General features: G+C 61.8%; 25 protein-coding genes. 11 read left to right on the top strand and 14 right to left on the bottom strand.

All coding sequences use genetic code 11. The features are described 5' to 3' along the window. Positions 1 to 19 precede the first annotated feature (19 nt). From GR183_RS07320 to GR183_RS07340, 5 genes are all read right to left on the bottom strand, one after another. Entirely contained in the window at positions 20 to 631 is a 612-nt protein-coding gene (locus tag GR183_RS07320; RefSeq protein WP_160774969.1) for a DNA-3-methyladenine glycosylase I, read from the bottom strand. A gap of 87 nt (positions 632 to 718) precedes the next feature. Further along, positions 719 to 1,699, bottom strand: coding sequence for a cyclase family protein (locus GR183_RS07325; protein WP_160774970.1), 981 nt, complete (start codon positions 1,697 to 1,699; stop codon positions 719 to 721). 125 nt (positions 1,700 to 1,824) lie between these two features. After that, positions 1,825 to 2,112, bottom strand: coding sequence for a YciI family protein (locus GR183_RS07330; protein ID WP_160774971.1), 288 nt, complete (start codon positions 2,110 to 2,112; stop codon positions 1,825 to 1,827). A gap of 121 nt (positions 2,113 to 2,233) precedes the next feature. Then, positions 2,234 to 2,830, bottom strand: coding sequence for a TetR/AcrR family transcriptional regulator (locus GR183_RS07335; protein ID WP_160774972.1), 597 nt, complete (start codon positions 2,828 to 2,830; stop codon positions 2,234 to 2,236). A 108-nt stretch (positions 2,831 to 2,938) separates the two neighbouring features. Continuing rightward, positions 2,939 to 4,615: an alkaline phosphatase family protein gene (locus GR183_RS07340; RefSeq protein WP_160774973.1), complete on the bottom strand. Its 1,677-nt coding sequence runs from the start codon at positions 4,613 to 4,615 to the stop codon at positions 2,939 to 2,941. A gap of 113 nt (positions 4,616 to 4,728) precedes the next feature. Between GR183_RS07340 and GR183_RS07345 the strand changes: the two genes are divergently transcribed. The 9 genes from GR183_RS07345 to maiA all read left to right on the top strand — a co-directional run bounded on the left by GR183_RS07345 (position 4,729) and on the right by maiA (position 12,649). After that, entirely contained in the window at positions 4,729 to 4,968 is a 240-nt protein-coding gene (locus GR183_RS07345; protein WP_160774974.1) for a hypothetical protein, read from the top strand. A gap of 302 nt (positions 4,969 to 5,270) precedes the next feature. Then, positions 5,271 to 6,584, top strand: a complete 1,314-nt coding sequence (gene hmgA, locus GR183_RS07350; protein WP_160774975.1) for a homogentisate 1,2-dioxygenase — start codon at positions 5,271 to 5,273, stop codon at positions 6,582 to 6,584. 94 nt (positions 6,585 to 6,678) lie between these two features. Then, the gene (locus GR183_RS07355) at positions 6,679 to 7,692 is read left to right on the top strand and encodes a fumarylacetoacetate hydrolase family protein (RefSeq protein ID WP_160774976.1); all 1,014 of its coding nucleotides are present in this window, start codon (positions 6,679 to 6,681) and stop codon (positions 7,690 to 7,692) included. A 19-nt stretch (positions 7,693 to 7,711) separates the two neighbouring features. Next, positions 7,712 to 8,662 (top strand): MBL fold metallo-hydrolase, encoded by a 951-nt coding sequence (locus tag GR183_RS07360; protein ID WP_160774977.1) that lies wholly within the window; start codon positions 7,712 to 7,714, stop codon positions 8,660 to 8,662. A gap of 8 nt (positions 8,663 to 8,670) precedes the next feature. After that, complete coding sequence (locus GR183_RS07365; protein ID WP_160774978.1) at positions 8,671 to 9,219, top strand: DinB family protein; 549 nt, start codon at positions 8,671 to 8,673, stop codon at positions 9,217 to 9,219. A 31-nt stretch (positions 9,220 to 9,250) separates the two neighbouring features. Further along, positions 9,251 to 10,885, top strand: coding sequence for an FAD-dependent oxidoreductase (locus tag GR183_RS07370; RefSeq protein ID WP_160774979.1), 1,635 nt, complete (start codon positions 9,251 to 9,253; stop codon positions 10,883 to 10,885). A 100-nt stretch (positions 10,886 to 10,985) separates the two neighbouring features. Next, positions 10,986 to 11,201, top strand: a complete 216-nt coding sequence (locus tag GR183_RS07375; protein ID WP_160774980.1) for a DUF2783 domain-containing protein — start codon at positions 10,986 to 10,988, stop codon at positions 11,199 to 11,201. Positions 11,202 to 11,223: 22 nt separating this feature from the next. After that, positions 11,224 to 11,766: a VOC family protein gene (locus GR183_RS07380; RefSeq protein ID WP_160774981.1), complete on the top strand. Its 543-nt coding sequence runs from the start codon at positions 11,224 to 11,226 to the stop codon at positions 11,764 to 11,766. Positions 11,767 to 12,001: 235 nt separating this feature from the next. After that, on the top strand, positions 12,002 to 12,649 hold the full coding sequence (maiA, locus tag GR183_RS07385) for a maleylacetoacetate isomerase (protein ID WP_160774982.1): 648 nt from the start codon (positions 12,002 to 12,004) through the stop codon (positions 12,647 to 12,649). 70 nt (positions 12,650 to 12,719) lie between these two features. On the opposite strand, the gene GR183_RS07390 is transcribed toward maiA, so the two are convergent. Together GR183_RS07390 and GR183_RS22165 are read right to left on the bottom strand one after the other, a co-directional pair. Continuing rightward, positions 12,720 to 14,183, bottom strand: a complete 1,464-nt coding sequence (locus GR183_RS07390; RefSeq protein ID WP_160774983.1) for a RimK family ATP-grasp domain-containing protein — start codon at positions 14,181 to 14,183, stop codon at positions 12,720 to 12,722. A gap of 5 nt (positions 14,184 to 14,188) precedes the next feature. Continuing rightward, entirely contained in the window at positions 14,189 to 15,385 is a 1,197-nt protein-coding gene (locus GR183_RS22165) for a GNAT family N-acetyltransferase/peptidase C39 family protein (RefSeq protein WP_160774984.1), read from the bottom strand. A gap of 165 nt (positions 15,386 to 15,550) precedes the next feature. Between GR183_RS22165 and GR183_RS07400 the strand changes: the two genes are divergently transcribed. Then, positions 15,551 to 16,039: an MmcB family DNA repair protein gene (locus GR183_RS07400; protein ID WP_160774985.1), complete on the top strand. Its 489-nt coding sequence runs from the start codon at positions 15,551 to 15,553 to the stop codon at positions 16,037 to 16,039. A 12-nt stretch (positions 16,040 to 16,051) separates the two neighbouring features. Here GR183_RS07400 and GR183_RS07405 read toward each other — a convergent pair whose 3' ends face one another. Next, a complete protein-coding gene (locus tag GR183_RS07405) occupies positions 16,052 to 16,609 on the bottom strand; it encodes an ActR/PrrA/RegA family redox response regulator transcription factor (RefSeq protein WP_160774986.1) in 558 nt (185 codons plus the stop codon). Positions 16,610 to 16,671: 62 nt separating this feature from the next. After that, on the bottom strand, positions 16,672 to 18,048 hold the full coding sequence (locus tag GR183_RS07410) for an ActS/PrrB/RegB family redox-sensitive histidine kinase (protein WP_160774987.1): 1,377 nt from the start codon (positions 18,046 to 18,048) through the stop codon (positions 16,672 to 16,674). 255 nt (positions 18,049 to 18,303) lie between these two features. Between GR183_RS07410 and secB the strand changes: the two genes are divergently transcribed. Then, the gene (gene secB, locus GR183_RS07415) at positions 18,304 to 18,843 is read left to right on the top strand and encodes a protein-export chaperone SecB (RefSeq protein ID WP_160774988.1); all 540 of its coding nucleotides are present in this window, start codon (positions 18,304 to 18,306) and stop codon (positions 18,841 to 18,843) included. A gap of 80 nt (positions 18,844 to 18,923) precedes the next feature. Here secB and GR183_RS07420 read toward each other — a convergent pair whose 3' ends face one another. The 5 genes from GR183_RS07420 to rph form a co-directional block, all read right to left on the bottom strand. After that, positions 18,924 to 19,331: a DUF2852 domain-containing protein gene (locus tag GR183_RS07420; RefSeq protein ID WP_160774989.1), complete on the bottom strand. Its 408-nt coding sequence runs from the start codon at positions 19,329 to 19,331 to the stop codon at positions 18,924 to 18,926. 160 nt (positions 19,332 to 19,491) lie between these two features. After that, a complete protein-coding gene (gene phaZ / locus GR183_RS07425; protein ID WP_202396013.1) occupies positions 19,492 to 21,039 on the bottom strand; it encodes a polyhydroxyalkanoate depolymerase in 1,548 nt (515 codons plus the stop codon). 353 nt (positions 21,040 to 21,392) lie between these two features. After that, entirely contained in the window at positions 21,393 to 22,550 is a 1,158-nt protein-coding gene (gene hemW / locus GR183_RS07430; protein WP_160774990.1) for a radical SAM family heme chaperone HemW, read from the bottom strand. 4 nt (positions 22,551 to 22,554) lie between these two features. Further along, positions 22,555 to 23,172, bottom strand: coding sequence for an RdgB/HAM1 family non-canonical purine NTP pyrophosphatase (gene rdgB / locus GR183_RS07435; RefSeq protein WP_160774991.1), 618 nt, complete (start codon positions 23,170 to 23,172; stop codon positions 22,555 to 22,557). A 12-nt stretch (positions 23,173 to 23,184) separates the two neighbouring features. Beyond that, a complete protein-coding gene (rph, locus tag GR183_RS07440) occupies positions 23,185 to 23,898 on the bottom strand; it encodes a ribonuclease PH (RefSeq protein ID WP_160774992.1) in 714 nt (237 codons plus the stop codon). Between the last annotated feature and the right edge of the window lie 13 nt (positions 23,899 to 23,911).

A 23,911-nucleotide genomic window follows, 5' to 3' on the forward strand; every position in this document is an offset into this window, starting at 1 on the left:
AACCGGGCGATAATGACGCTCAGCGACCCGGCCGGATGAAGCCTCGTCTTGCCTGCGCGACATCCGTCCTGACGACACAGTCTTCCACATGATCGTTGATCAGCCCCATTGCCTGCATGAATGCGTAGACGGTTGTCGGACCGACGAATTTCCATCCAAGTTTCTTGAGATCCTTCGACAGGGCGACGGATGTGGGGGAAGTCGATGCCGTCTGCGGCTCGCCACGGGCATCTTCATCGGGTTCGTAGCGCCAGAAGTAGGCCGCCAGCGAACCCTCGCGCTTCACAAGCTCCTGTGCCCGCTTCGCATTGTTGATGACCGCCTCGATCTTGCCGCGGTGACGCACGATGCCCTCGTCCTTCAGCAGGCGTTCAACATCGCTTTCGCCGAAAAGGGCGACCCTGTCGAAATCGAAGCCAAGGAAGGCTTTCCGGATGCCTTCGCGCTTGGCGAGGATCGTCCGCCAGCTCAGGCCGGACTGAAAGCCTTCCAGGCAAAGCTTCTCGAACAGGCGCCGGTCATCGCTCACCGGGAAGCCCCATTCCGTGTCGTGGTAGGCCAGAAACTCCGGCGCCGCCCCGCACCACCGGCAGCGCTGCCTCCCGTCCGGGCCTTCGATGGTCCTTGTCATGCGTAAACCCTCCGCCAATTCGCCCCGCTCCCGGATAGACCGGAAACGGGGCTCTTTCCATGAAATTTCGCGTATGGATCAGCCGCCTTACTTCACCGGGATCGCCACGGGGCGGATCGGCGAACCGGTCGCGCCGCGCAGTTTCAGCGGAGAGGTGATGAAGGCGAATTCATAAACCTCGTCCTTCGACAGCTCTTCCAGCCAAAGCAGCTCGATGAAGGAGACCCCCTTTTCCGCCAGCAGGTAGGAATGGACCGGCGCGAAGTTCTGCGGATTGGTGGAGGGGAAGCTTTCCAGGCCCAGGTTATCCGCGCCAAGCACCATCGACTTCCGCTCTTCCGCAAGCCACTTCGCCGCCTCGAGGCTCAGGCCCGACTGGGTGAAAAGAGAGAGCTTCGACCTGTCCGGCCACAGCCCCATCTGCCCGGTGCGCACCAGCACCACATCGCCTTCGGCAAGCTTCGTGCCCTGTTTGGCGAGCGCGTCCTTAAGATCGTCGACCGTGATGGCATAGGACGCCGGCAGCACGTCGACGCCCTTCGCCTTGGCCACGTCGATCATGACGCCGCGCGCGACGATCGGCGGATATTTGTCCGCACCCGATTTTGCCCAGCCGCGCGCGCCAAGCGCCTCATCGGCGCTGGCGCCGTTGAAGAGCTTTCCGTGCAGTCCGAAGTGGCTCAGCGTATCGATATGCGTTCCCGTGTGGGTGTTCATGGAGATCGCTTCGCTGGAATGCGACACCAGCTCTTCTCCGCCGCCGCCACGCGCAGGCGTGTGGAGCATATACATCTGGTAGGTCGGATCGCCGAAGGCGGCACTGCAGCAATCGGGCATGCCGACGAAGAGATCGAGACCGAGATCATAGACCTTTCCCGCGTCGATCCGCTGCAGGATTTCCATGCGCGAAGCATCGCTCATCATGTTGAGCGTGCCGATCTCGTCCTTCGGCCCCCAGGGGCTCTTGCCGACCTTGTCACCTTCGGCGGAGGCCGGTGCGGCTGCAACAAATGCGGCGAGGGCCGCGGCCGCGCCTAGCTTCGCCAATTGAGTCATCGAGCGTTTCATCAGTAATTTTCCTTTTCTGGGTGGACACACATGCCGGCGCCATGCTCCGCACGAGCGGAATCAGTCGCGGAAAGCAGCGCTTTCAACGTGGCGGCAACCGGGAATGTTCGGGATTTCGGGAGCGTTTAGCCGATCAGGAAGCTTAGCCGGTCATCGGCCCTCGACGCGGTGATCTCCAGGATTTCGGGCGTGACGATCTTCTCGACGACGAACGGGTCCTCGCCGACGAAGCTTTCAAGTTCCGAAAGCGTCGTGTCGTGAGCGACGAGGGCGCCGCCAAGGTTCGGCTGCAGGCTGCCCATCAGCACGAAGGTCCCGTTTTCGAAACCGCGCTGGATCCACGCCTTGTGGCCATCCATGAACTCACCCGCACGGGCTTTGTTCTCCGAAAATCTCAACAACACGATGAACATCTGTTTCTTCCTTCCTGATGGGTATGAACAGGCATGCCGCGAGCTTTCGCGCAGCCCGGAGACGGCGCGTTGAAAGCGGCAAGTGCCGATTTGGTGTTTCCGACGAAGTCGGGGCGGAGCGTTACATTTCCGCCCTCTCCCGTTTGTTCGCGCCCGCTGCGCATCCGCTTAGCCAGGCGTACATGCTCTCAAGCTCACGGGCGATAAAGGCGTCGTCCTGATAGGCATTGGCAAGCGTTGCCGCCCCCTGACTGCGGGCAAGCAGATGCATCGCCAATTCATCGGCGTCATCCTCGCGGCCGAGCATTTCAAACTGCCGCTTCAGCCAGGTGCGGAATACCGTGAACAGCTTGTTCGCCTCGCCCTGTGCGGCGTGGTTCAGCTTGGCGAGTTCGCTCGTCAGCGTGCCGATCGGGCAACCGTAGCGCTTTATCTTCTCGCCGTTCACGATCAGGATATCGATGAAGCTGCGGATGCGGTCTTCCGGCGTTTCGCCTTCGATCTCCCACTTCTCCATCATGGCCTGCCGGTCGGCGAGACGCTTTTCGATCACCGCGTCCAGTATCTCATCCTTGGTCTTGAAGTGGTGATAGAAATTGCCGCGCGAGATATTCACGACGCCCGCAATATCGGCGAAGGACGTCTTTTCGAAGCCCTGCCGATAGAACAGATCATCCGCCGCAGCGATTATCTCGTCACGCGTCGCCTTCTTGCTCATGGTTTTCCTCATTCTCGCCGGCACGGCTCCGTAAATTAGGTCGCATGTCCTAATTTATTTCTAGGACAAGCGTCCCAATTCGTCAATCGGAAATTTTCAGCCGCTTCTTCAATCGCTGTCAGGCAGGAACCGCTGGCGCGCCGGTCCGCGGTATTTTTCGCTCCAGCGCGGCTCGATCTCATCCTCATCGAAAACTCCGATGAGGATGCCGGTCGCATAGGGATTGCCGCGCCTTGCGACGACCTCGGCGTCTGAAACCGTCGTGCGTTGCGAAAGCCGCCGCGCCCAGCGCGACAGGCGCTCGTACATCAGCTCGATGATCTGCGCGTGCTCATCGCTCCGCCCGAGATCGACAAGTTCCTGCGGGTCTTTTTCGAGATCGAAGAGCATGGGCGGATATCCGCCTTCTGCATGGACGAACTTCCAGCGCCTGTCGGCGATCATGAAGAGCCTTGCGTCCCTGGGCTCGAGCGCAAGTTCGCCCGCCATCGGCGTCGCGGAATAATCATATTCGCTGACGGCGAATTCCCGCCAGTCGTCCGGCTTCTCGCCGCGCAGGAACGGCAGGAGCGAACGCCCCTCGACGATATGACGCGGAACTTCGCCGCCTGCCGCCTCGATGAATGTCGGTGCAAGGTCGATTGCTTCGACAAGCTCATCGCAGACCGTGCCGCGCGCCGCATCCGCCTCGCGCGAAGGATCGAAGACGATGAGCGGCACCTTCACCGACGGATCGTGGAAGAGATCCTTTTCGCCAAGCCAGTGGTCGCCAAGATAATCGCCATGATCGGAGGTTATGACGATCATCGTGTCGTCCATCCGGCCGGTTTCCTCCATATAGGCGAAGAGCCGGCCCATCTGGTCGTCACACTGCTTGATGAGGCCCATGTAGGCGGGGATCACCGTCTCGCGGACCTCATCACGCGAAAACGCCTGCCCGATCGGGTTGTTCATGAAGGCCGCATGGACGGGATGCGGGTCGGTCTTTTCGCTTACGTGGCGGACCGCCGGCACGATTTGATTTCTGCCATAAATCGCGTGGTAGGGCGCCGGCACGATGTAGGGCCAATGCGGCTTGATGTAGGAAAGGTGGCACAGCCACGGCGCATCGCTTTCCCGCCGCTCCTCCAGAAAGTCGATCGCCCGTGAAGTGAGCCACGGCGTTTCGCTGTCCTCCTCGCGAATGTTCGCGGGCTTGCGCGCGTTCTTCATGAACCAGCCGGAGGCAATTTCGCCGTCGTCCGCCACCCCGGCATTGGCATTTTCCGCCCAAGGGTTCTCCGCCTCATAGCCCCTGGCTTTCAGGTATTCGTTGTATGGCGAGCGCCGCTTGTCATAGAAGCCCGAAGGGCCTTCACCCCATAGTCCGTCGTCGCGCAAATAAACGTCGAAACCGCATTCCCAGACGCGCGCGCCAATGATCGAATCCCGCGAGACACCAAGCCTTTCCATCCCCTTTTCGTCCGCCTTCATATGCGTCTTGCCAATGAGAAAGGCGTCCATGCCGATCTCGCGCAAATGATCGCCAAGCGTCGTCTCCCCAACCTTGAGCGGATAGTTGTTCCAGGCGGCGCCATGGGAATGAACGTAACGGCCGGTGTAAAAGCTCATGCGCGAGGCGCCGCAGACGGGCGATTGCACATAGGCGTTCGAAAAGCGCACGCCCTTCGCGGCCAGCCTGTCTATATTGGGCGTTTCAAGCGTCGGGTGGCCCGCGCAGGAGAGATAGTCGAACCGCAGCTGGTCGAACATGATGAAGAGGATGTTTTTTATTTTTCCGGCCACTGCGCGCTCGCCTTTCTGAAAATTGTTTCCCGTTTTCTTACCGTCCCTATGCCAGGCTACCTATATCCATGAATGAATTTCCGTAATGGTTGCGAAATCCGGATTTCAGCCAGATGTACGAATTCATTTCCATTGCCTACGATATAATAGGTTACTGGACCGCGCGGCTGATCGTGCCGATGGCCAGTTTCGGCCGCATACAGGTGCAAACGATGTCGTCGAACGAGAGAGGCTTCAACACCCTCGGGCTGAAACGCAGGCCTGGCGGCACTTTTCTGCTGCAAGATACCGTGGCAGGGTGGGTCGGCTGCGGTTTCTGGCTTTTGGCTCTCGCTGTCTATCTGGCCGTTTGACCTGGCGGTCCGCATGAAACGCATTGTCGGCACCAACGGGCCGCAATACGAAATGATTTCATATTTGCCCATTGTTTCAATACCATAAGACGAAACAATCCTTTTGGTTCATCCATCCGAGGAAATGACGGTTGAACCTTTGCGCATAAAAAGTTACAAACGCAACTAATCATCGTCTGAATGCGGAGCGTTTGGCGGGCGGGATTGCAAATCCGCCGACAAGAATTCGCTCCCGCATTGATAAATGAGCATATTCTTGGTCGGACGGGTCGGAATTGAATATGCCGGAGGAGGGATCAGACATGACGCTCAGCTACATGCCGGGCTTCGGCAACGATTTCGAGACGGAATCGCTGCCTGGCGCGCTTCCCCAGGGACAGAATTCGCCGCAACGCTGCGCCTACGGTCTCTATGCCGAGCAGCTTTCGGGCTCGCCCTTCACCGCGCCGCGCGGAACGAACGAACGCTCATGGCTGTACCGGATCCGCCCCTCCGTGCGCCACACCGCCCGCTTTCACCCGGTTTCCTATAACCACTGGCACACGGCGCCGAACATCGACGATCACGAACTTGCGCTCGGCCAATTGCGCTGGGACCCGATCCCCATGCCGAACGAACCGACGAACTTCGTGGCCGGAATGCGCACGATCACGACGGCTGGGGACGTTCACACGCAGGTGGGCATGGCGACCCACGTCTACGTGCTGAACGAAGCAATGCGGGACGACTATTTCTTCAACGCGGATGCAGAAATGCTGCTGGTGCCGCAGGAAGGCGAGATTCGCGTCTACACCGAAATGGGCATCATGGACGTCGCGCCGAAGGAGATCTGCATCCTGCCGCGCGGCATGGTCTTCAAGGTCGAGCCGAAGGACGGCCCATCGCGCGGCTATGTCTGCGAAAACTACGGCGCGAAATTCACGCTGCCCGATCGGGGGCCGATCGGCGCGAACTGCCTGGCAAACCCGCGCGACTTCAAGACGCCGACCGCCTGGTACGAGGACAAGGAAACCGACTGCCGCATCACCGTGAAATGGTGCGGGCGCTTCTATGTCACCGAAATCGGCCATTCGCCGCTCGACGTCGTCGCATGGCACGGCAACTATGCGCCCTACAAATACGACCTCACGACCTATTCGCCGGTCGGCGCGATCCTGTTCGACCATCCCGATCCGTCGATATTCACGGTTCTGACGGCACCTTCCGGCGAAGCGGGCACGGCCAACATCGACTTCGTGATCTTTCCCGAACGCTGGATGGTGGCCGAACACACATTCCGCCCGCCCTGGTACCACCGCAACATCATGTCGGAATTCATGGGCCTGATCTACGGCCAGTACGACGCCAAGGAAGAAGGCTTCGTGCCGGGCGGCATGAGCCTGCACAACATGATGCTGCCGCACGGGCCCGATGCCATGGGCTTCGACAAGGCGAGCAACGCGGAGCTTCGCCCGCACAAGCTTTCCGGCACAATGGCCTTCATGTTCGAGACGCGCTTTCCCCAGCATCTGACGCGCTACGCCGCGAACCTGGAAACCCTGCAGGAAAACTATCTCGACTGCTGGAGCGGGCTGAAGAAGCGCTTCAACGGCACGCCGGAAGGCAACTGGGAATAATCCCCGGCATCCTTCCTCTGGTTAGAATTGAGCGATTTTCCGTCAATCGGATCACGCATCCGGCTGGAAAGCGCTCCGGGAAACTGGAACCAATATGAAACTGGCAACGCTGAACAACGGAACGCGCGACGGCCTTCTCGTCGTCGTCTCGAAGGACCTTACCCGCTGCACGGAGGCAACGCGCATCGCGCCGACCCTTCAGGCAGCGCTGGACGACTGGGCAACCGTGGGCCCGAAACTGGCCGTGCTTGCCGAGAGTCTGGAGCATGACGCCGTACCGACCATGCGCTTTCACGAGCACCTGACGCTTTCGCCGCTGCCGCGCGCCTTTCAATGGGCGGACGGCTCGGCCTATGTGAACCACGTGGAGTTGGTCCGCAAGGCTCGCGGCGCGGAAATGCCGGCAAGCTTCTGGACCGACCCGCTTATGTATCAGGGCGGCTCCGACGCATTCCTTAGCCCCCGCGCGCCGATCCTGATGGGCGACGAGGCATGGGGCATCGACATGGAAGGCGAAGTCGCGGTCGTGGTCGACGACGTGCCGATGGGCGCGAGCGTCGATGAGGCGCGCGATGCGATCCGCCTCGTCATGCTCGTCAATGACGTGAGCCTGCGCGGGCTTATCCCCGCCGAACTCGGCAAGGGCTTCGGCTTCTTCCAGTCGAAGCCCTCTTCCGCTTTTTCGCCCGTGGCTGTCACGCCCGACGAACTGGGCGATGCCTGGGACGGCGGCAAGGTGCATTTGGCCCTATGCGTCGACCTCAACGGCAAACCGTTCGGGCGGGCGAACGCGGGCGTCGACATGACGTTCGATTTCCCCACACTCATCGCCCATGCGGCGAAAACGCGGCCTCTCTCGGCGGGTGCAATCATCGGTTCGGGCACGGTTTCCAACAAGCTCGACGGTGGACCGGGCAAGCCGGTCGATGCAGGCGGGGTCGGCTACTCCTGCATTGCCGAAATCCGCATGATCGAGACGATCGAGGCTGGCGAGGCGACAACGCCCTTCATGCGCTTCGGCGATACGGTGCGCATCGAAATGAGGGACGAAGCCGGCCATTCGATCTTCGGTGCGATAGACCAGACGGTGGAAAAATACGAACACTGAAAATTTTGGGAGAATTCCGATGGCAAAAGCCTTCGCATCGCAAGGCGATATGGCCGAAAAGAAGATTTCCTTCAGCGAAATCGGCCGCGGCCTCTGGGCCTTCACCGCCGAGGGCGACCCGAACTCCGGCGTCATCATCGGCGACGACAGCGTGATGATCGTGGAAGCGCAGGCGACGCCAAGGCTCGCCAACAAGGTGATCGAGAAGGTGCGATCCGTCACCGACAAGCCGATCACGCATCTGACGCTGACCCACTATCACGCCGTGCGGGTGCTGGGCGCATCCGCATACAACGCTCAGCAGGTGATCATGAGCGAGAAGGCGCGCTCCATGGTCGCGGAACGCGGCAAGGAGGACTGGGACAGCGAATTCGCCCGTTTCCCGCGTCTTTTCCAGGGGCATGAGAGCATTCCGGGCCTGACATGGCCGACGACTACCTTCAACAACCGCATGACAGTCTACCTCGGTAAACGGCGGGTCGACCTGATGTTCCTCGGCCGCGCCCATACGGCGGGCGACATCGTGATCCACGTGCCGGATGCGAACGTCATGTTCACGGGCGACATCGTCGAATATCACTCCGCCTGCTACTGCGGCGACGGCCATTTCCACGACTGGCCGGGAACGCTCGAGAAAATCCGCGCCTTCGATGTCGACGCCATCGCGCCGGGGCGTGGCGATGCGCTGGTGGGCAAGAAGATGGTCAACGATGCGCTTGATCTTACAGGTGATTTCGTGAAATCGACCTACCGCCCGGTGGCGCAGGTCGCATCGCGCGGCGGCTCGCTGAAGGAAGCCTGGGACGCATGCCGGGCCGAATGCGACCCGAAATTTTCCGATTACGCGATCTACGAGCACTGCCTGCCTTTCAACGTCGCGAGGGCCTATGACGAGGCGCTCGACATCGACACGCCTCGCATCTGGACGGCGGAGCGCGACAAGGAAATGTGGGATGCTCTGCAGGGCTAAGTAATTACATGATCTCTCATTTTCACCTCATGGCGCTCAACAACGCCTATGCGAACGAGAAGCTGCTCGATGCGGTTTGCGAACTCTCCGAAAAAGAGTTCGCGGCCCCGCGCACGGGCTTCTTCCCCTCGCTCAAGGCGACGCTTAACCACGTGTTTTTCGTCGACCGCTATTACCTCGACGCGCTCTATGAAGAGGGCGTCGGGAAGAAAGTCTACGACGCCCAGGAAATTTCCAATCCGTCCGAATTGAAATCCAAACAGGCGAAAGAGGATGCCCGCCTCGTCGCCTTCTGCCGCGACCTGACGGATGAAGGCGCGAGGCGGCATGTCACGACCGACCGCGGGGATAAAGGCGTGATCGAGGAGCGGGTGGATGCGCTGCTCATGCATCTCTTCCAGCATCAGATCCACCACCGGGGGCAGGCGCACGCGATGCTCTCATCCACCAAGGTGAAGCCACCGCAGCTCGACGAATTCTTTCTGGACTTCGAACGCGACCCGGTTGCGGAGAAGCATCTGACAACGGCCGGAATGACGGACTGGCAACCAAACTAACCAGCGCAAGCAGGTGCGTTCGGGAGGAAACATGACGAAGATCTTCGAAACGCCGCTGTACCCCTACGAGCGATCGGCCGATCAGGACGCGGCGGAGCCGGTTCGCCATCCGGTCGTCGTCATCGGGGCGGGACCAATCGGGCTGGCGGCCGCGATCGATCTTGCCCGGCATGACGTGCCGGTCGTCATCCTCGACGAAAACGACAAGGTGAGCTGGGGTTCGCGCGCGATCTGTTTCGCAAAGCGTCCGCTTGAAATCCTCGACCGGCTCGGCTGCGGGCAGGAAATGGTCGACAAGGGCGTCCAGTGGAATCTCGGCAAGGTCTTCTTCGGCGACCGCAAGGTCTATGATTTCAACCTGCTGCCGGAGGAAGGCCACCACCGGCCCGCCTTCATCAACCTGCAGCAATATTACTTCGAGGAATACCTGGTGAACCGCGCCCGCGCGCTGGAGGCCGAAGGCAAGCCCATAGACCTTCGCGGCGGCAGCAAGGTGACAGCGGTCGAGGCGAAGGACGACGGCGTGCTGCTGACCGTGGAGACGCCGGACGGTCCCTACCGTATCGCCGCCGACTGGGTGATCGCCTGCGACGGCGCCGGCTCACCCGTGCGCTCCATGATGGGGCTCGACTTCGTCGGCCGCGTCTTCGAAGACAATTTCCTGATCGCCGACGTCGTGATGGAAGCGGGCTTTCCGACCGAACGCTGGTTCTGGTTCGATCCGCCGTTCAACAAGGGCCAGTCGGCCCTTTTGCACAAGCAGCCCGACAACGTCTGGCGGATCGACCTGCAACTTGGCTGGGACATCGACAAGGAAAAGGAAAAGAAGCCGGAAAACGTGATCCCGCGGCTGAAGGCAATGCTGGGCGAGGATGCGAAATTCGAGCTGGAATGGGTCTCGATCTACACCTTCCAGTGCCGGCGGATGGAGAAATTCCGCCACGGGCGGGTAATCTTCGCCGGCGATGCCGCGCATCAGGTATCACCATTTGGCGCGCGAGGGGCGAACTCCGGCCTGCAGGACACCGACAACCTGATCTGGAAGCTGAAGCTCGTGATGGAGGGCAAGGCGCCGGAGACGCTGCTCGACAGCTATGACGCGGAGCGAGTCCATGCGGCTGACGAGAACATCCTGAATTCGTCGCGCTCCACCGACTTCATCACCCCGAAATCGGACCAGAGCCGTATCTTCCGCGACGCCGTTCTGGACCTTGCCGAACATTTCGAGTTCGCCCGCCCCATCGTCAATTCCGGGCGGCTGTCGGTTCCCGCGACCTACGACGGCTCACCGCTGAACGGCCCGGACGTGGCCGGAATGCCAGACCGCACACGCCCCGGCGCCCCGGCGGTGGACGCGCCGATTGGCAACGGATGGCTGCTTTCACGCCTCGGCGACCGCTTCCAGCTCATGACGATCGACGCGGATGCGCCGGACAGGATCGACGTGGAAGGCATCGAGGTCGAGCGGCTGGAGCTTTCAACGAATGACGATCCAAGCGGGGCCCTCGCCGAGCGCTATCTGGGCGATGCGCAGGCCGGCATCTACCTGATGCGCCCTGACCAGCATGTCGCCGCGCGCTGGACGAAATTCAACGAGGCGGAGCTTCGCTCCGCTGTCAACACCGCAACTGGAGCGCTTTCCAATCGGGTTGAAACACCCGATTGATAAGAAAACGCTCCAGGATCAATAGCTTGAGCATATTCTTGTCGTTCAGCCTGATTCAACCTGAACGGAATATGCTCTAGCCGGAATTGAGGAGACGGGAATGAGCGAACTGACCCTCAAGGCCAATATCGACCGGCCTGACGACTTCTACGCCGACCTTCTCGCCGCCCACGAAGGGCTCCCGAAGGCGCAAAGCGACGCGCTCAACGCGCGCCTTATTCTCGTGCTTGCCAACCAGGTCGGCGACCGGGAGGTGCTTAAGGATGCGCTTGCGGCTGCAAAGCAGGCCATGCACCGGGATCCCGCCCGATCCTGACCGTCCACGGAGGACATGCCCCATGAAAATCGAGAAGATCCACCACGTCGCCTATCGCTGCAAGGACGCGAAGGAGACGGTCGAATGGTACACGAAGAACCTGAACATGGACTTCATCCTCGCGATCGCCGAGGACCATGTGCCGTCGACCCATGAGCCCGACCCCTACATGCACATCTTCCTGGATGCGGGAGACGGCAATGTGCTCGCCTTTTTCGAGCTGCCGACGAAACCGGAAATGGGCCGCGATCCGAACACGCCGATCTGGGTGCAGCATATCGCCTTCAAGGTGAAGGACCGCGATACGCTGCTGGAGTTCAAGGAGAACCTCGAAAAGAACGGGATCGAGGTTCTGGGCGTTACCGACCACTCGATCTTCCATTCGATCTATTTCTTCGATCCGAACGGACACCGTATCGAACTGGCCTGCCCGGACCCGGCGGAAGACGAGATGCTGAAGAAACTCGACGCCGTCAAATGGGACATGCTCGAGGAATGGTCGAAGACCAAGCGCGCGCCCAAGCACGCCGCCTGGATGCACGAGAAGGAACTTTCCGACGTTTGATTTCCTGGTTTTACGAATCTCGCGAGCGCCAGCGAACCTGCGAATGGCGTCACCCTCACCCTAGCCCTCTCCCTCAAGGGAGAGGGGACGCGAGCTGCGGCGCGGTAACAAACATCAACGTCGTTGTTCGCAGAAACGCCAAGAAACTGTTGAGCATCAGTCTCGCGCCGGGTGAGGGTGGAACGGAATTGCCACATCGCCTACGCCTTAGGATCCTGACCCCAGGAGACGAAGAATGAGCCGCACCGTTCTCTATGACTACTGGCGTTCGTCAGCCAGCTACCGGCTGCGGATCGCGCTGAACCTGCTCGGCATCAGCTATGACGCGGTGCAGGTGAACCTTCTCAAGAAGGCACATAAAGCGCCGGAGAACCTTGCCCGCAACCCGCAGGGCCTTGTGCCGACACTAGAAATCGACGGGCGGACGATGACCCAGTCGGTCTCTATCCTCGAATATCTGGACGAGACGCGGGAAGGGGCCGGCTTTCTGCCCCGAGACCCCGTGGGACGGCAGCGCGTGCGCGCGCTATCTTACGTGATCGCCATGGAAATCCACCCGGTCTGCAACATGTCCGTTGCCGGATATGCGATGCAGCTCGGCGGCGGGGACGAGCAGATACGTATCGACTGGATGAAGAAGTTCATCGGCGAAGGCCTGACAGCGTTCGAAAAGATGCTGGACGCTCCGGCGACCGGCGCCTTCTGCCATGGCGACCGGCCGACGATGGCCGACATCTGCCTCGTGCCACAGCTTTACAACGCCGAGCGCTGGGGTGCCGACCTTTCCGCCTGCCCGAAGCTGATCGAGATCGGCGAGCGCTGCCGGGCAATAGACGCTTTCGCCGCAGCCCATCCGGACCGGGTCGGACCACCGAAGGACTGAACCCGCTCAAGATATTAATTCTGGAGCGAATTCTTGTCACGAAAGCGATCCCGCTTTCGTGGAAAGCGCTCTAGCGCGCCTCAAGCCGCTTCAGGAACCAGCGGACCAGCCGGTCCCAGACCATGTCCTTTTCCGCCGCGTCCTCTACCCCGTGATCGAGGTTCGGATTGTCGTTCACCTCGATGACGACGACATTGTCGCCGACCTGCTTCAGGTCCACGCCGTAAAACCCGTTACCGATAAGGCGCGCGGCGCGCACCGCCGTTTCCACCACGAGGGGCGGCGCCTCGAGAAGCGAGGAGGACCGGAAACGGCCTTCGACGGCTGGTTTGCCTTCCTCGTGACGCACGATCTGCCAGTGCTTCTTCGCCATGAGATACTGGCAGGCGAAAAGCGGCTCACCGTCCAGAACGCCGATCCGCCAATCGAAGGAGGTGGGGCAAAATTCTTGGGCAAGGAGGACGTCGGACTCGTCGAACAACTCCTTCATCCTGGCGGAAAGCGCGGCGGCATCTTCCACTTTGAAGACGCCGCGCGAGAAGGAACCGTCGGGTATCTTCAAGACGATCGGCCAGCCGAGCGCTTCGCCCAGCCCATCCGCATCCTTCATGGTCGACAGGATCACCGTCTTCGGCGTCGGCACGCCGTTCTGCTCCAGAAGCTCGGCCAGATAAACCTTGTTGGTGCAGCGGATCATGGAAACCGGGTCGTCGATGACAGGCATGCCTTCGAACGTCGCGCGACGGGCGAAACGGTAGGTGTGATTATCGATCGTGGTCGTGTCGCGGATGAAAAGCGCATCGAACTGGGCAAGCCGCTCCAGATCGCCCTTGCCGATGGGAACCACTTCCACGCCGTGCCGCGCGGCGACCTTCGCGAGATACTTCAGGGAGGCTTGCGAGGACGGAGGCAGCGGGTCCTTCGGGTCGCAAAGGACGGCGAGCGAATATTTCATCGGCACGCGCTGTTTCGGCGCGCGCCAGGAACGACGGGTGTAGGCCTCCAGCGAGCTGTTGAAATGCTCGCGCCCCTGGGAATCCAGTTCGGTCAGGGGAAGCGGGCGGATACGGTCTATCGTGCGCCATTCGCCGGGCTTTACCGTCACCTCCAGAAGCGGCACGCGAAACCAGTCGAACACGAGGCGGGCAAAAGGCTCGTAAGCGGCATCCGCGGCATGGCCGAAGCAGACCGTGAGCTTGAAGGAACCTGCCGGAACATCCGCGATTTTCGCCAGCGTTCTGTTGAGGCGGTCCTCCAGTTCGGGAAGGGCATGCCGGTAAAGCCCCTTCCTGGAAAGTTCCGTCATGGTTTCAACGCCAGGCACGACGCGGTGCCCGCGCGCTTCCGCCAGAAGCGAGGCGTAGTATCCGCCGCCCTGGTAGGCGTAGGAGCGCGAAAGGTTCAGGATCGTCGGATGCGTGCCGGCGAAAAGCTTCGGGCGCGTGATGTATTCGCGCACCGTCATGACCTTGTGCGGGGTTTCCGCGTTCGAAAGGTCCTTGGAATTGTCGACGAGAATGACCCATGTGGCCATAGGCTCTATGCCTTTCTGAGCAATATCTGCGCGCGCATACCCTGCTTGCCCCAGCGGGCCATATGCTCGAAAGCGGTGAAGGGAATGGGCAGGTGCGCGGCGTCGGCGAACGTCTCGGGGATGGCGTCCGGATCGGTTCCCTTGTCGTGGCCGGCGGCGACTTCAGGCTCCGTCCAGGGGTCGTGCACGATCACATGACGCTCGTCGCCGCCGTGAACGAGGATCCAGTGCGGCTCCTTCTTGCGATACATGCCGTAACCGGAGATGAGCACGATCGACAGCGTGCCGCGCTGCGCCTCGCCCGCCAGTTCCTGCGCCGAAAGCGGCCTGTCGAACACCGGGATCGACAAGGTTTTCGCTTCGCTGCGGAAATCGTCCTGCACGAGACGCATCACGCGGCGCTTTTCCGCATCGCGAACGGAAGAAAGGAAGAAATGCTCTTCCGTGTTGACCCGGATTTCGGCGTATAGGCCTCGTTTCTTCGCCGCGACCGCGAGGCCGAAAGGCTCGCACCCGCCGAGACCCGATGCGAGGTAGATCGTCGTCGCCTCGCGCCAAAGCCTGAGTTCGGCGGTCTCGTCCACGCCGCTTTCGATATCGAAGGCGCCGAATGCCATGCGCAGGCAGCACGGCCCGCATGTGAAGTCCGTCGCCTGACGGAAGTAGGGAACCGACGTTCTGAGCGCTTGCCCGCCATGAAGGCGCTTTTCGAGGCGAAGCGCATCTTCGCCGTCCTCATAGTAGCCCTTGACCCGCGAGAACCGCCGGTAGCCCGATCTTTCGTACAAACCGAGGGCGGCCGGATTGTCCGCGCGAACCTCAAGACGCAGGAAAAGCCGGTCGGCGTCATAGGCGGCATCTTCAGCCGCCTCCAGCAGCTTTCGCCCGATGCCGGAACCCTGGAAAGCGGTATCGACGGCGATGGAGTAAAGCCTTGCCAGCGCCGTTTGCGCGCGAAAGAGCACGAGCGCGTATCCGGCGAGCCGGTCCCCCGCTATCGCCACGATCAGCCGTGCCGTCGGGCTTTTGAGGAAATGACGGAAATTGCGCCGCGAGATGCGGTCGCTCGAAAAGGCGGCATTTTCAAGCGCGACAAGCGGCGCAAGATCCTCCGCCCTCGCCGCGCGTAAGCCGACGGGGTGGGAGCCTTGCCGATCATCGGCAGGATGCGGCGCATTGGCGGCGCGGGACGATGTGTCCACGATATTCGATTTTCCGAAAAGAAATCAGGATCGCATGACGGCTCGCAATTTACGCCATGACCCAACAGCGGGCTATATACGCCTTGGAGCGGCGCTTCGCCAGCGCGATTTCGCACTTGCATTCAACGAACGAAACAAGAACAATCGCCAATCTGGAGGTGGTCGATGCAATCGAACAGGGTGAGGCTGGACGATCCCCTGGCCGACGGGCGGCAATCCGACACGGCGACGATGGTCTGGCGCGGGGTCGCACGGCTTTTCCGGCAGCTGGGATATGCGAGCGTGGGCGAGGTGGTGCTGGCTTCGGGCAGGCGCGCGGACCTGATGGCCGTGGGGCCGAAGGGCGAAATCTGGATCGTGGAAGTGAAATCCTCCATCGCGGACTTTCGCGCCGACCGCAAATGGCCGGGATACCGGGACTTTTGCGACCGTTTCTTCTTCGCAAGCCATGCCGAAGTGCCGCGCGGCATCTTTCCGGAAGAAGCAGGCTTCATCCTCTCCGACGGATTTTTCGCCGATATCCTGCGCGAGGCGCCGGAACACAAGCTTGCGGGCGCAAGGCGCAAGGCCGTGACGTTGCGCTTCGCGCAGGCCGCCGCAAACCGCCTGCATGATGCGCTCGACCCGGACGCCCGGTCGGACGCTGCCTTTTAGGAAAGAAACCGCTCAGCGCGGCGCGCGCTTGGCGAGGATGCGCTGCAGGGTGCGGCGATGCATGTTGAGCCGGCGCGCCGTTTCCGAGACGTTACGGTCGCAAAGCTCGTAGACGCGCTGGATGTGCTCCCAGCGCACACGATCCGCCGACATCGGATTTTCAGGCGGAGGCGCCTTCTCGTCGCCCTCGCGGGTCAACGCCGCGTAGATGTCGTCGGCATCGGCGGGCTTCGCCAGATAGTCGACCGCGCCGAGCTTTACCGCCGTGACGGCCGTCGCGATGTTGCCGTAGCCGGTAAGGATCAACGCGCGCGCATCCGGGCGGCGGGCGCGGATCGCCTCTATCACGTCGAGGCCGCTGCCATCCTCTAGGCGCATGTCTACAACCGCATAGGCGGGCGGGGCGGCTTCCACCTTGCCGATCGCCTCGCGCACGCTGTCGGCGGTATCGGTCTGAAATCCGCGTTTTTCCATCGCTCGCGCCAGCCGCTGGTTGAAAGCGTGATCGTCATCGACAATGAGCAGGCGGCGGTCTTCCATCGCGTTTTCCTGGCCCTGCGGATCGGTCATGGGCATTCCGGCCTTGTTTAGAGGAATTCAAAATTCAGCATTTGTTATAGATTGGCTTTCCTTCACGTCAAAGCCCCCGTATCGACGGAAGCCGAAGGTGCCGCACCATTCTCCACCGCCATTTTGCCTTCCTGGTCCATCACGGGGCGGGGCCAGGCGACCGTTATCACCGCGCCATGCGCGGGCGGGCGGCGATTGTCGAAATAAAGCCTCGCGCCCGTGCGCTCCAGCAAGGTCTTGGCGATGAAGAAGCCGAGGCCGAGGCCGCCGGCGCGCGTTCCGTCGTCGCCACGGGCATCCTTCAACCGCCCGCGGGCGGTGACATAGGGATCGCCGAGGCGGGCCAGAACATCCGGCGCGAAGCCCGGCCCGTCGTCGCTGATGACGATGCGAACGTCCTTGCCGCTCCAGCGTCCTTCCACCCTTACCGTCGTATCTGCGAAGTCGACCGCGTTCTCCACGAGATTGCCGAGGCCGTAAATGATGCCCGGATTGCGCGCGCCGACCGGCTCTCCGCCTTCGCCGCGCAGATCGACCTCGATCCGCGTGCCGAAATCGCGGTAGGGCGAGACGACCTCCTCGATCAGCTGCGACAGCGGCATGCGGCGGATGTGCAGGTCGCCCTCGTTGGAAAGGGAGGTGAGCTTGGCGAGAATATCCCGGCATCTTTCCGCCTGGGAGGAGATCAGGGCGACATCCTCCCCGCGAGGATCGTCGGTCTCGAACTCGGGCTTCAGCTCCCTGGCTGTCAGGAAGATGGTGGCAAGCGGAGTGCCGAGTTCATGCGCGGCCGCCGCCGCCAGCCCGTCTAGCGCGTTGAGATGCTGCTCGCGCGCGAGCACAAGCTCGCTCGCCGCCAGCGCATCGGCAAGCTGGCGGGCTTCCTCCGCCACGCGGAACGCGTAAACCCCCATGAAGGCAAGCGCGCATACGAGCGCGGTCCAAACGCCGAAGGCGTACATTGGCGGCAGCAGGAAATCGCGCGTTTGCGGCCAGGGCAGCGGCATGTGGAAGACGGCAAGCACGCTGGCGATGCCGGCCGCGAGCAGGCCGAGCAGGATCGTCTTGTGCGCCGAAAGCCCGGTCGCCGAGATCATGACCGGCGCAAGCAGCAGGAACGCAAAGGGATTGCCGAGACCGCCCGTCAGGTACAGGAGCCCGCCCATCTGGATAAGGTCGTATCCGAGCTGGATCGCCGCCATGCGCTCCGACAGGCGGCGGGTTGCCGGCCACAGGATCTTGAGGAAGATGTTGAGCCACGCCGAAAACGCCACGAGCCCGAAGCACAAGACGAGCGGAAAGGGGTAACCGAGCCCGAAATGCACCACGAGAAGGGCCGCCGTCTGCCCGGCTATCGCAAGCCAGCGCAGGCGCACGAGAGTATCGAGCTTCAATCTCCTGTGCGGCAGACGCAGGTCGTCTTCGCGCGCTTCCAGCATTCGGCAAACCTTCCTTGTCGATCAATGCCTTGCACTTTAGTTCCGCCGGCTTCGCCGTGCCAGCCGATCTCGCGCAGGAAGCCGGAAACCGGCGGTTTCGCAACCGTTATCGTCCTAAATACCTTGTGCCGTGACCTTGCAACATGCTAGCCAGCGCTCGACAGTTTGGCCCACCGGGCCGAAGCCGCCGTCTTGCGATGCGCGAAGTCATCGCCGGCGCGCGGCCCCAGGCACTTGAAACCAGGACGACACGACATGACCGATACCAACGACGCCGCCGCACCGGCCGGTGGTGCCCCGCAGGGCGGAGAGGGGCAGGCTCAGCCGGGCCTCTCGATCATCGCTCAGTACATCAAGGACCTTTCCTTCGAAAACCCCAATTCGCCGCGCTCGCTGCAGCCGCAGGGACAGCCGAAGCTCGACATCAATGTGAACGTCAACGCGACGCCGTTCAACGACAACCAGTTCGAAGTGGTGCTGACGCTGAGCGCGAAGGCCAACAACGACGCCATGGCGCTGTTCGTCGTCGAGCTTGTCTACGCCGGGCTTATCAAGGTTTCCGGAGTGCCGCAGGAGCACCTGCACCCCTTCGTGATGATCGAGGCGCCGCGCATCATCTTCCCGTTCGCGCGCAACATCCTGGCCGAGGCGACACGCAACGGCGGCTTCCCGCCGCTGATGCTGGACCCGATCGATTTCGCCGCGCTCTACCGCCAGAACCTGCAACAGCAGCAGGCAGCGAGCGGCAACGGCGAAGGCGAAGGCGAGGCTCCCCAGCAGCCGATGCCGAACTGAGCGGGCAAAACGCCCAGACAACGAAAAGCCGCGGAACCGGTCCGCGGCTTTTTTCATTTCGGCTTTTCATTTCAACGTGTTCAGGCTTCCGCTTCCTGTCCGGGCTTGCGGCCACGGTTCGCCATGAAGCGGTCGAACTCCTCCTGATCGCGCGCGCGGCGCAACTCACGCAGAAACTCGTCAAACTCCGCACGCATGCGGTCAAGCCGGGCCCGCTCTTCCTCAAGGCGCTTAAGCTCGCGTTCGCGATATTCGTCGAACGCGGCATTTCCGGTGCGGCCGAAGCCGTGACCGCCGCTCGACGGGCCATGCCAGGCTCCCGAGCGCCACTGATCGCGGGCATCGCGCGCCATGTCTCCAAAGCGGTCGCCCCAGATGATGTAGGCAAGCATTGCAAGGCCAAGCGGCCAGAAAACGATGAAGCCGAGCACCATCAGGCCGATTGTCATCGGATTCCAGCCCGGTCTGATCGCAGAACAACTTGTCATGACGACTCCCTCTTCACCCGTTGCTCTTATCAGGTGGGCGCGAGGAAGCGGATATTCAAGATGAACGCGGCGTAATCGGCATTCCACGAGCAGCGCCGCAAAAGAAAAACGGCGGCGCGCTTTAACGCCCCGCCGCCGATCAAACCACGTTTGCAAAGCCTCAGGAAGTCACTGATTCCGTGAGTTTTTTCGCCTGCCCGATCCAGTTGTCGCGCGCGATGCGGCCGCGGAATTCCAGCTTGTCGTCGAGAACCGCGATCTGGGCCGTCGAAAGCTGCGCTATCTGCCAGAAATGGAAGATACCGGCCTCGTTCAGCATTTTCTCAAGCTTCGGCCCGACGCCCGAAATCCGCTTCAGATCGTCGACGGTGCCTTCCGGCTTGACGAGCAGGATCTCATCAAGCGGGTTCGTCTTCGTCTCAACAGGCGCGGTTTTCGCCACGATCGGCGCAGGCGTATTTGCCGGCCTCGCCGTGCCGTTTGCCGCACCAGCCGTTACCGTAACGTTGCGCGTTCGATTGGATGCGATGAAATCGAGGATGCGCGGGGCAATTTCCGCGCGGAACCTGGAACCGTTGAAAACGCCGTAGTGGCCGACCGACGGCTGCTCGTAATGAACCTTCTTGTCCTCGGGAAGATTGACGCAGAGCTTGTGCGCCGCCTTCGTCTGGCCGCGGCCGGTGATATCGTCCTTCTCGCCTTCGATGGTCAGCAGCGCCGTATTGCGGATCGCATGGCAATCGACCGGCTCGTCGCGATGCGTCATCTTGCCGTTCGGAAGCGCATGGCGGATGAAGACCGTTTCCACGGTCTGCAGGTAAAACTCACCCGAAAGGTCCATGACGGCCAGATATTCGTCATAGAATTCACGGTGCTTTTCCGCGTTGTCGCCGTCGTTTTCGACGAGATGCTGGAAGAAGTCGCGATGGGCGATCATATGCCGGTCGAGATTCATGCTCATGAAGCCGGAAAGCTGCAGGAAACCTGGATAGACATCACGCATGAAACCCGGGTGCGGGAAGGGCACCGGCATGATGACGTTGCGCTCGAACCAGTCGATCCCCTTGCGCTCGGCGAGATCGTTGACGGCCGTGGGGTTGATACGCGTATCGATCGGCCCGCCCATGAGCGTCATGGTCGACGGCGCATAGGGATCGTCGTTCGCCTCCATGACGGCGACCGCCGAAAGAACCGGCACCGACGGCTGGCACACGCCGATGACATGCGTGTCTTCGCCAAGGAAATGCAGGATGGAGATGATGTAGTCGATATAGTCGTCGAGGTCGAAACCGCCTTCCGACAGCGGCACCATGCGCGCGTCGATCCAGTCGGTGATATAGACGTCGGCGCGCGGCAACATGGCCTCGACCGTGCCGCGCAGGAGCGTGGCATAGTGGCCCGACATGGGCGCGACGATCAGGATGCGCGGGTCGCTGCCGCGACGGGTGCGCGCCCTGGCATCGCCCGGGCCACGCTCGAAGTGAATGAGATTGCAGAACGGCCTCTTCCAGACCACTTTTTCGCGAACCGGCACACGCATGCCGCCCAGCGTGGTTTCATGCAGCCCGAACTCCGGCTTGCCATAACGGCGCGTCGTGCGCTCGAACACTTCGCAGGCCGCCGCGATGGAGCGCCCGTAAGTGGTATGGGAAACCGGATTGAGGGGATTCTGGAAGTAAAGGCGCGTCATATCCGCAGCCGCCCGCATGGGGCTCAAAGCCGCGTGATTGAGTTCGTAAAGCTGGTAATAAGGCACCTGATCCGACCTTTCATCCAACGACCGGCAATGCCCGTCACGACTTTCGCATTGCAAAAGATTAAGCGGATTGGAACCACATTCTCAATATCGACTGTCGTAGCATTGTCCACGGACCGGCGATTCTTGCGAAGGTTCAGGCGGTTCGACAGCTCATCACTTTTGCGGCACTGCGGTGGAGGATAGATCGCACCTGCGAACAAAGCAAATTATCAGACAAATCAAACCGTCAAATCGGGTCGAATACTTGCACCCCGCACAGCCATTGCGAGTAATTACGTAACGTCATATGTGGATATCCACAGTCACGCGGCAAGATCGGCGACGACGGCATCGAGCACCGGAAAGCCGGCGGGCGTAACCCTGAGGCGCTGCGGCCCGAGTTCCTCGACCATGCCATGCTCGAGAAGCTGGTCCAGCCTCCAGGGGTCGATCCTGCGCCCGGCAAGCCTTTCAAAACGCGCCAGATCCACGCCCTCGACAAGACGAAGGCCCATCAGCAGGAATTCGTCGCCCTGCTCTTCCTGATCGAGTGGCAGGTCCTCAACGCGGCCGTGGCCATAGGCCTCCACGTTGGCAAGCCATGTCTCGGGATGCATTTCCGTCGCCGTCGCGCGTTTCGTGGCGCCGACGGAAATTCGCCCATGCGCCCCGGGCCCGACCCCCACATAGTCGCCATAGCGCCAGTAGACGAGATTGTGCCGGCATTCCGCGCCGGACGCCGCATGGTTCGACACCTCATAGGCCGGGAGGCCGCGCGCGGCGCAAACCTCCTGCGTCGCCTCGTAAAGATCGGCTGAAAGATCGTTGTCCGGCACCGTCAGCTTGCCGGCCTTGTAGAGCCGGTAGAACGGCGTGCCCTGCTCGATCGTGAGCTGATAAAGCGACAGGTGATCGGCGGCGAGGCCAATCGCCTCGTCAAGTTCGCGCGTCCAGGCCTCCACCGTCTGGCCGGGACGGGCGTAAATCAGGTCGAAGGACAGGCGAGGGAACGTGTTTCTCGCGATCTCGATCGCTTCGCGCGCCTGAGCGACGTCGTGAAGCCGGCCGAGGAATTTCAACTCCCTGTCGTCAAGCGCCTGCACGCCGAGCGATACCCGGTTGACGCCGGCCGTGCGATAGCCGCGAAACCGCCCCGCTTCAACGCTGGAAGGATTGGCCTCCAGCGTCACCTCCACATCGGGGTCGACCGGCCAGAGAGCGGATATCCTGTCGAGCACGCGGGCGACGGTCGCCGGCTCCATCAACGACGGCGTGCCGCCGCCGAGAAAGATCGACTGAACGGCCCGTCCCGGCACGAGTTCTGCGTAATGCTCAAGCTCGCGCTCGAAAGCGGCGGCGAAGCGCGCCTGATCCACCGGCGCATGGCGAACATGGCTGTTGAAGTCGCAATAGGGGCACTTGGCCGCGCAAAACGGCCAGTGAACATAAATCCCGAAGCCGCCTTCCGGCTGAACGTTCATGAGCCTATCCGATCGCGGACGCCCGGAACCGGGCAAAAGCGCGGGCGCGGTGAGACAAAGCCTTTTTCTCGGTCTGGGTCATTTCGCCGAACGTGCGTGATTCGCCATCCGGCTGGAAGACCGGATCATAGCCGAAACCGTGGCTTCCGCGCGGCGGCCAGACGCAAGTTCCCGAAACTTCGCCCCGGTAAAGGGCGACATCGCCGTCTGGCCAGGCAAGGCACAGGACCGCAACGAAGGATGCCGACCGCTGCGCCTCGCTTGCCGCCCCGGCTGCCTGGAGCTTTTCCTCCACGTTGCGCATGGCAAGCGCAAAGTCCTTTTCCGGCCCCGCCCAGCGCGCGGAATAGACGCCCGGCGCGCCATCGAGCGCGGCCACGCAGAAGCCGCTGTCGTCCGCAAGGGCGGGAAGGCCGCTGGCCTCGGCCGCCGCGCGCGCCTTCAGTTCGGCGTTTTCCTCGAAAGTCGTGCCGGTTTCTTCAGGCTCCGGCAGATCGAGATCGCCGGCCGAAACCACCTCGAAGCCGAATGGCGCCAGCATGTCCCGGATTTCGGCCAGCTTGCCGGGATTATGGCTGGCAAGCACCAATCGGCCAGGTTCCAACTTCCGCTCAGCCGTCACGCGACACCGCCTTCAAAGGATCGACATTTTCTGAAGGTCGACGAGCCGCGAAACACCCTTTCGGGCAAGCCCGAGCAGCGCCTGGAACTCATCCTCGGAGAAGGGCTTGCCTTCCGCCGTCGCCTGCACCTCGACGATGCCGCCAGAGCCCGTCATGACGAAATTCGCATCCGTTTCGGCTTCCGAATCCTCGGCATAGTCAAGGTCGAGGACCGGCGTATCTTCATAAATGCCGCAGGAAATCGCCGCCACATGGTCCACGAGGACGGGAGCGGAGATCATATCGCGCGCCTTCATCCAGGCGATGCAATCGTTGAGCGCGACCCAGGCTCCGGTGATCGCGGCGGTGCGCGTGCCGCCGTCGGCCTGGATGACATCGCAGTCGACGCTGATCTGGCGCTCGCCGAGCGCCTTGAGATCGACCACCGCGCGCAGGGAACGCCCGATCAGCCGCTGTATTTCCAGCGTGCGGCCCGACTGCTTGCCGACGGAAGCCTCACGCCGCATGCGATCTCCCGTCGCGCGCGGCAGCATGCCGTATTCCGCCGTGACCCAGCCCCGGTTCTGGCCGCGCAGCCAGGGCGGCACGCGCTCTTCCAGGCTGGCGGTGCACAGCACATGCGTATCGCCGAATTTCACGAGGCATGAGCCTTCGGCATGCTTGGAAACGCCGCGTTCGAGAGTGACGGCCCGCATTTCGTCGGCTGCGCGCTTGGACGGTCGCATGAAATTCCTTTCC

Source organism: Stappia sediminis (assembly GCF_009826895.1).
Taxonomy (GTDB): Bacteria; Pseudomonadota; Alphaproteobacteria; order Rhizobiales; family Stappiaceae; genus Hongsoonwoonella; species Hongsoonwoonella sediminis.

Coding starts and splice junctions, on each gene's coding strand:
- GR183_RS07320 (WP_160774969.1), bottom strand. CDS start 631: ATGACAAGGACCATCGAAGGCCCGGACGGGAGGCAGCGCTGCCGGTGG.
- GR183_RS07325 (WP_160774970.1), bottom strand. CDS start 1,699: ATGAAACGCTCGATGACTCAATTGGCGAAGCTAGGCGCGGCCGCGGCC.
- GR183_RS07330 (WP_160774971.1), bottom strand. CDS start 2,112: ATGTTCATCGTGTTGTTGAGATTTTCGGAGAACAAAGCCCGTGCGGGT.
- GR183_RS07335 (WP_160774972.1), bottom strand. CDS start 2,830: ATGAGCAAGAAGGCGACGCGTGACGAGATAATCGCTGCGGCGGATGAT.
- GR183_RS07345 (WP_160774974.1), top strand. CDS start 4,729: ATGTACGAATTCATTTCCATTGCCTACGATATAATAGGTTACTGGACC.
- hmgA (WP_160774975.1), top strand. CDS start 5,271: ATGACGCTCAGCTACATGCCGGGCTTCGGCAACGATTTCGAGACGGAA.
- GR183_RS07355 (WP_160774976.1), top strand. CDS start 6,679: ATGAAACTGGCAACGCTGAACAACGGAACGCGCGACGGCCTTCTCGTC.
- GR183_RS07360 (WP_160774977.1), top strand. CDS start 7,712: ATGGCAAAAGCCTTCGCATCGCAAGGCGATATGGCCGAAAAGAAGATT.
- GR183_RS07365 (WP_160774978.1), top strand. CDS start 8,671: ATGATCTCTCATTTTCACCTCATGGCGCTCAACAACGCCTATGCGAAC.
- GR183_RS07370 (WP_160774979.1), top strand. CDS start 9,251: ATGACGAAGATCTTCGAAACGCCGCTGTACCCCTACGAGCGATCGGCC.
- GR183_RS07375 (WP_160774980.1), top strand. CDS start 10,986: ATGAGCGAACTGACCCTCAAGGCCAATATCGACCGGCCTGACGACTTC.
- GR183_RS07380 (WP_160774981.1), top strand. CDS start 11,224: ATGAAAATCGAGAAGATCCACCACGTCGCCTATCGCTGCAAGGACGCG.
- maiA (WP_160774982.1), top strand. CDS start 12,002: ATGAGCCGCACCGTTCTCTATGACTACTGGCGTTCGTCAGCCAGCTAC.
- GR183_RS07390 (WP_160774983.1), bottom strand. CDS start 14,183: ATGGCCACATGGGTCATTCTCGTCGACAATTCCAAGGACCTTTCGAAC.
- GR183_RS07400 (WP_160774985.1), top strand. CDS start 15,551: ATGCAATCGAACAGGGTGAGGCTGGACGATCCCCTGGCCGACGGGCGG.
- GR183_RS07405 (WP_160774986.1), bottom strand. CDS start 16,609: ATGACCGATCCGCAGGGCCAGGAAAACGCGATGGAAGACCGCCGCCTG.
- GR183_RS07410 (WP_160774987.1), bottom strand. CDS start 18,048: ATGCTGGAAGCGCGCGAAGACGACCTGCGTCTGCCGCACAGGAGATTG.
- secB (WP_160774988.1), top strand. CDS start 18,304: ATGACCGATACCAACGACGCCGCCGCACCGGCCGGTGGTGCCCCGCAG.
- GR183_RS07420 (WP_160774989.1), bottom strand. CDS start 19,331: ATGACAAGTTGTTCTGCGATCAGACCGGGCTGGAATCCGATGACAATC.
- phaZ (WP_202396013.1), bottom strand. CDS start 21,039: ATGCGGGCGGCTGCGGATATGACGCGCCTTTACTTCCAGAATCCCCTC.
- hemW (WP_160774990.1), bottom strand. CDS start 22,550: ATGAACGTTCAGCCGGAAGGCGGCTTCGGGATTTATGTTCACTGGCCG.
- rph (WP_160774992.1), bottom strand. CDS start 23,898: ATGCGACCGTCCAAGCGCGCAGCCGACGAAATGCGGGCCGTCACTCTC.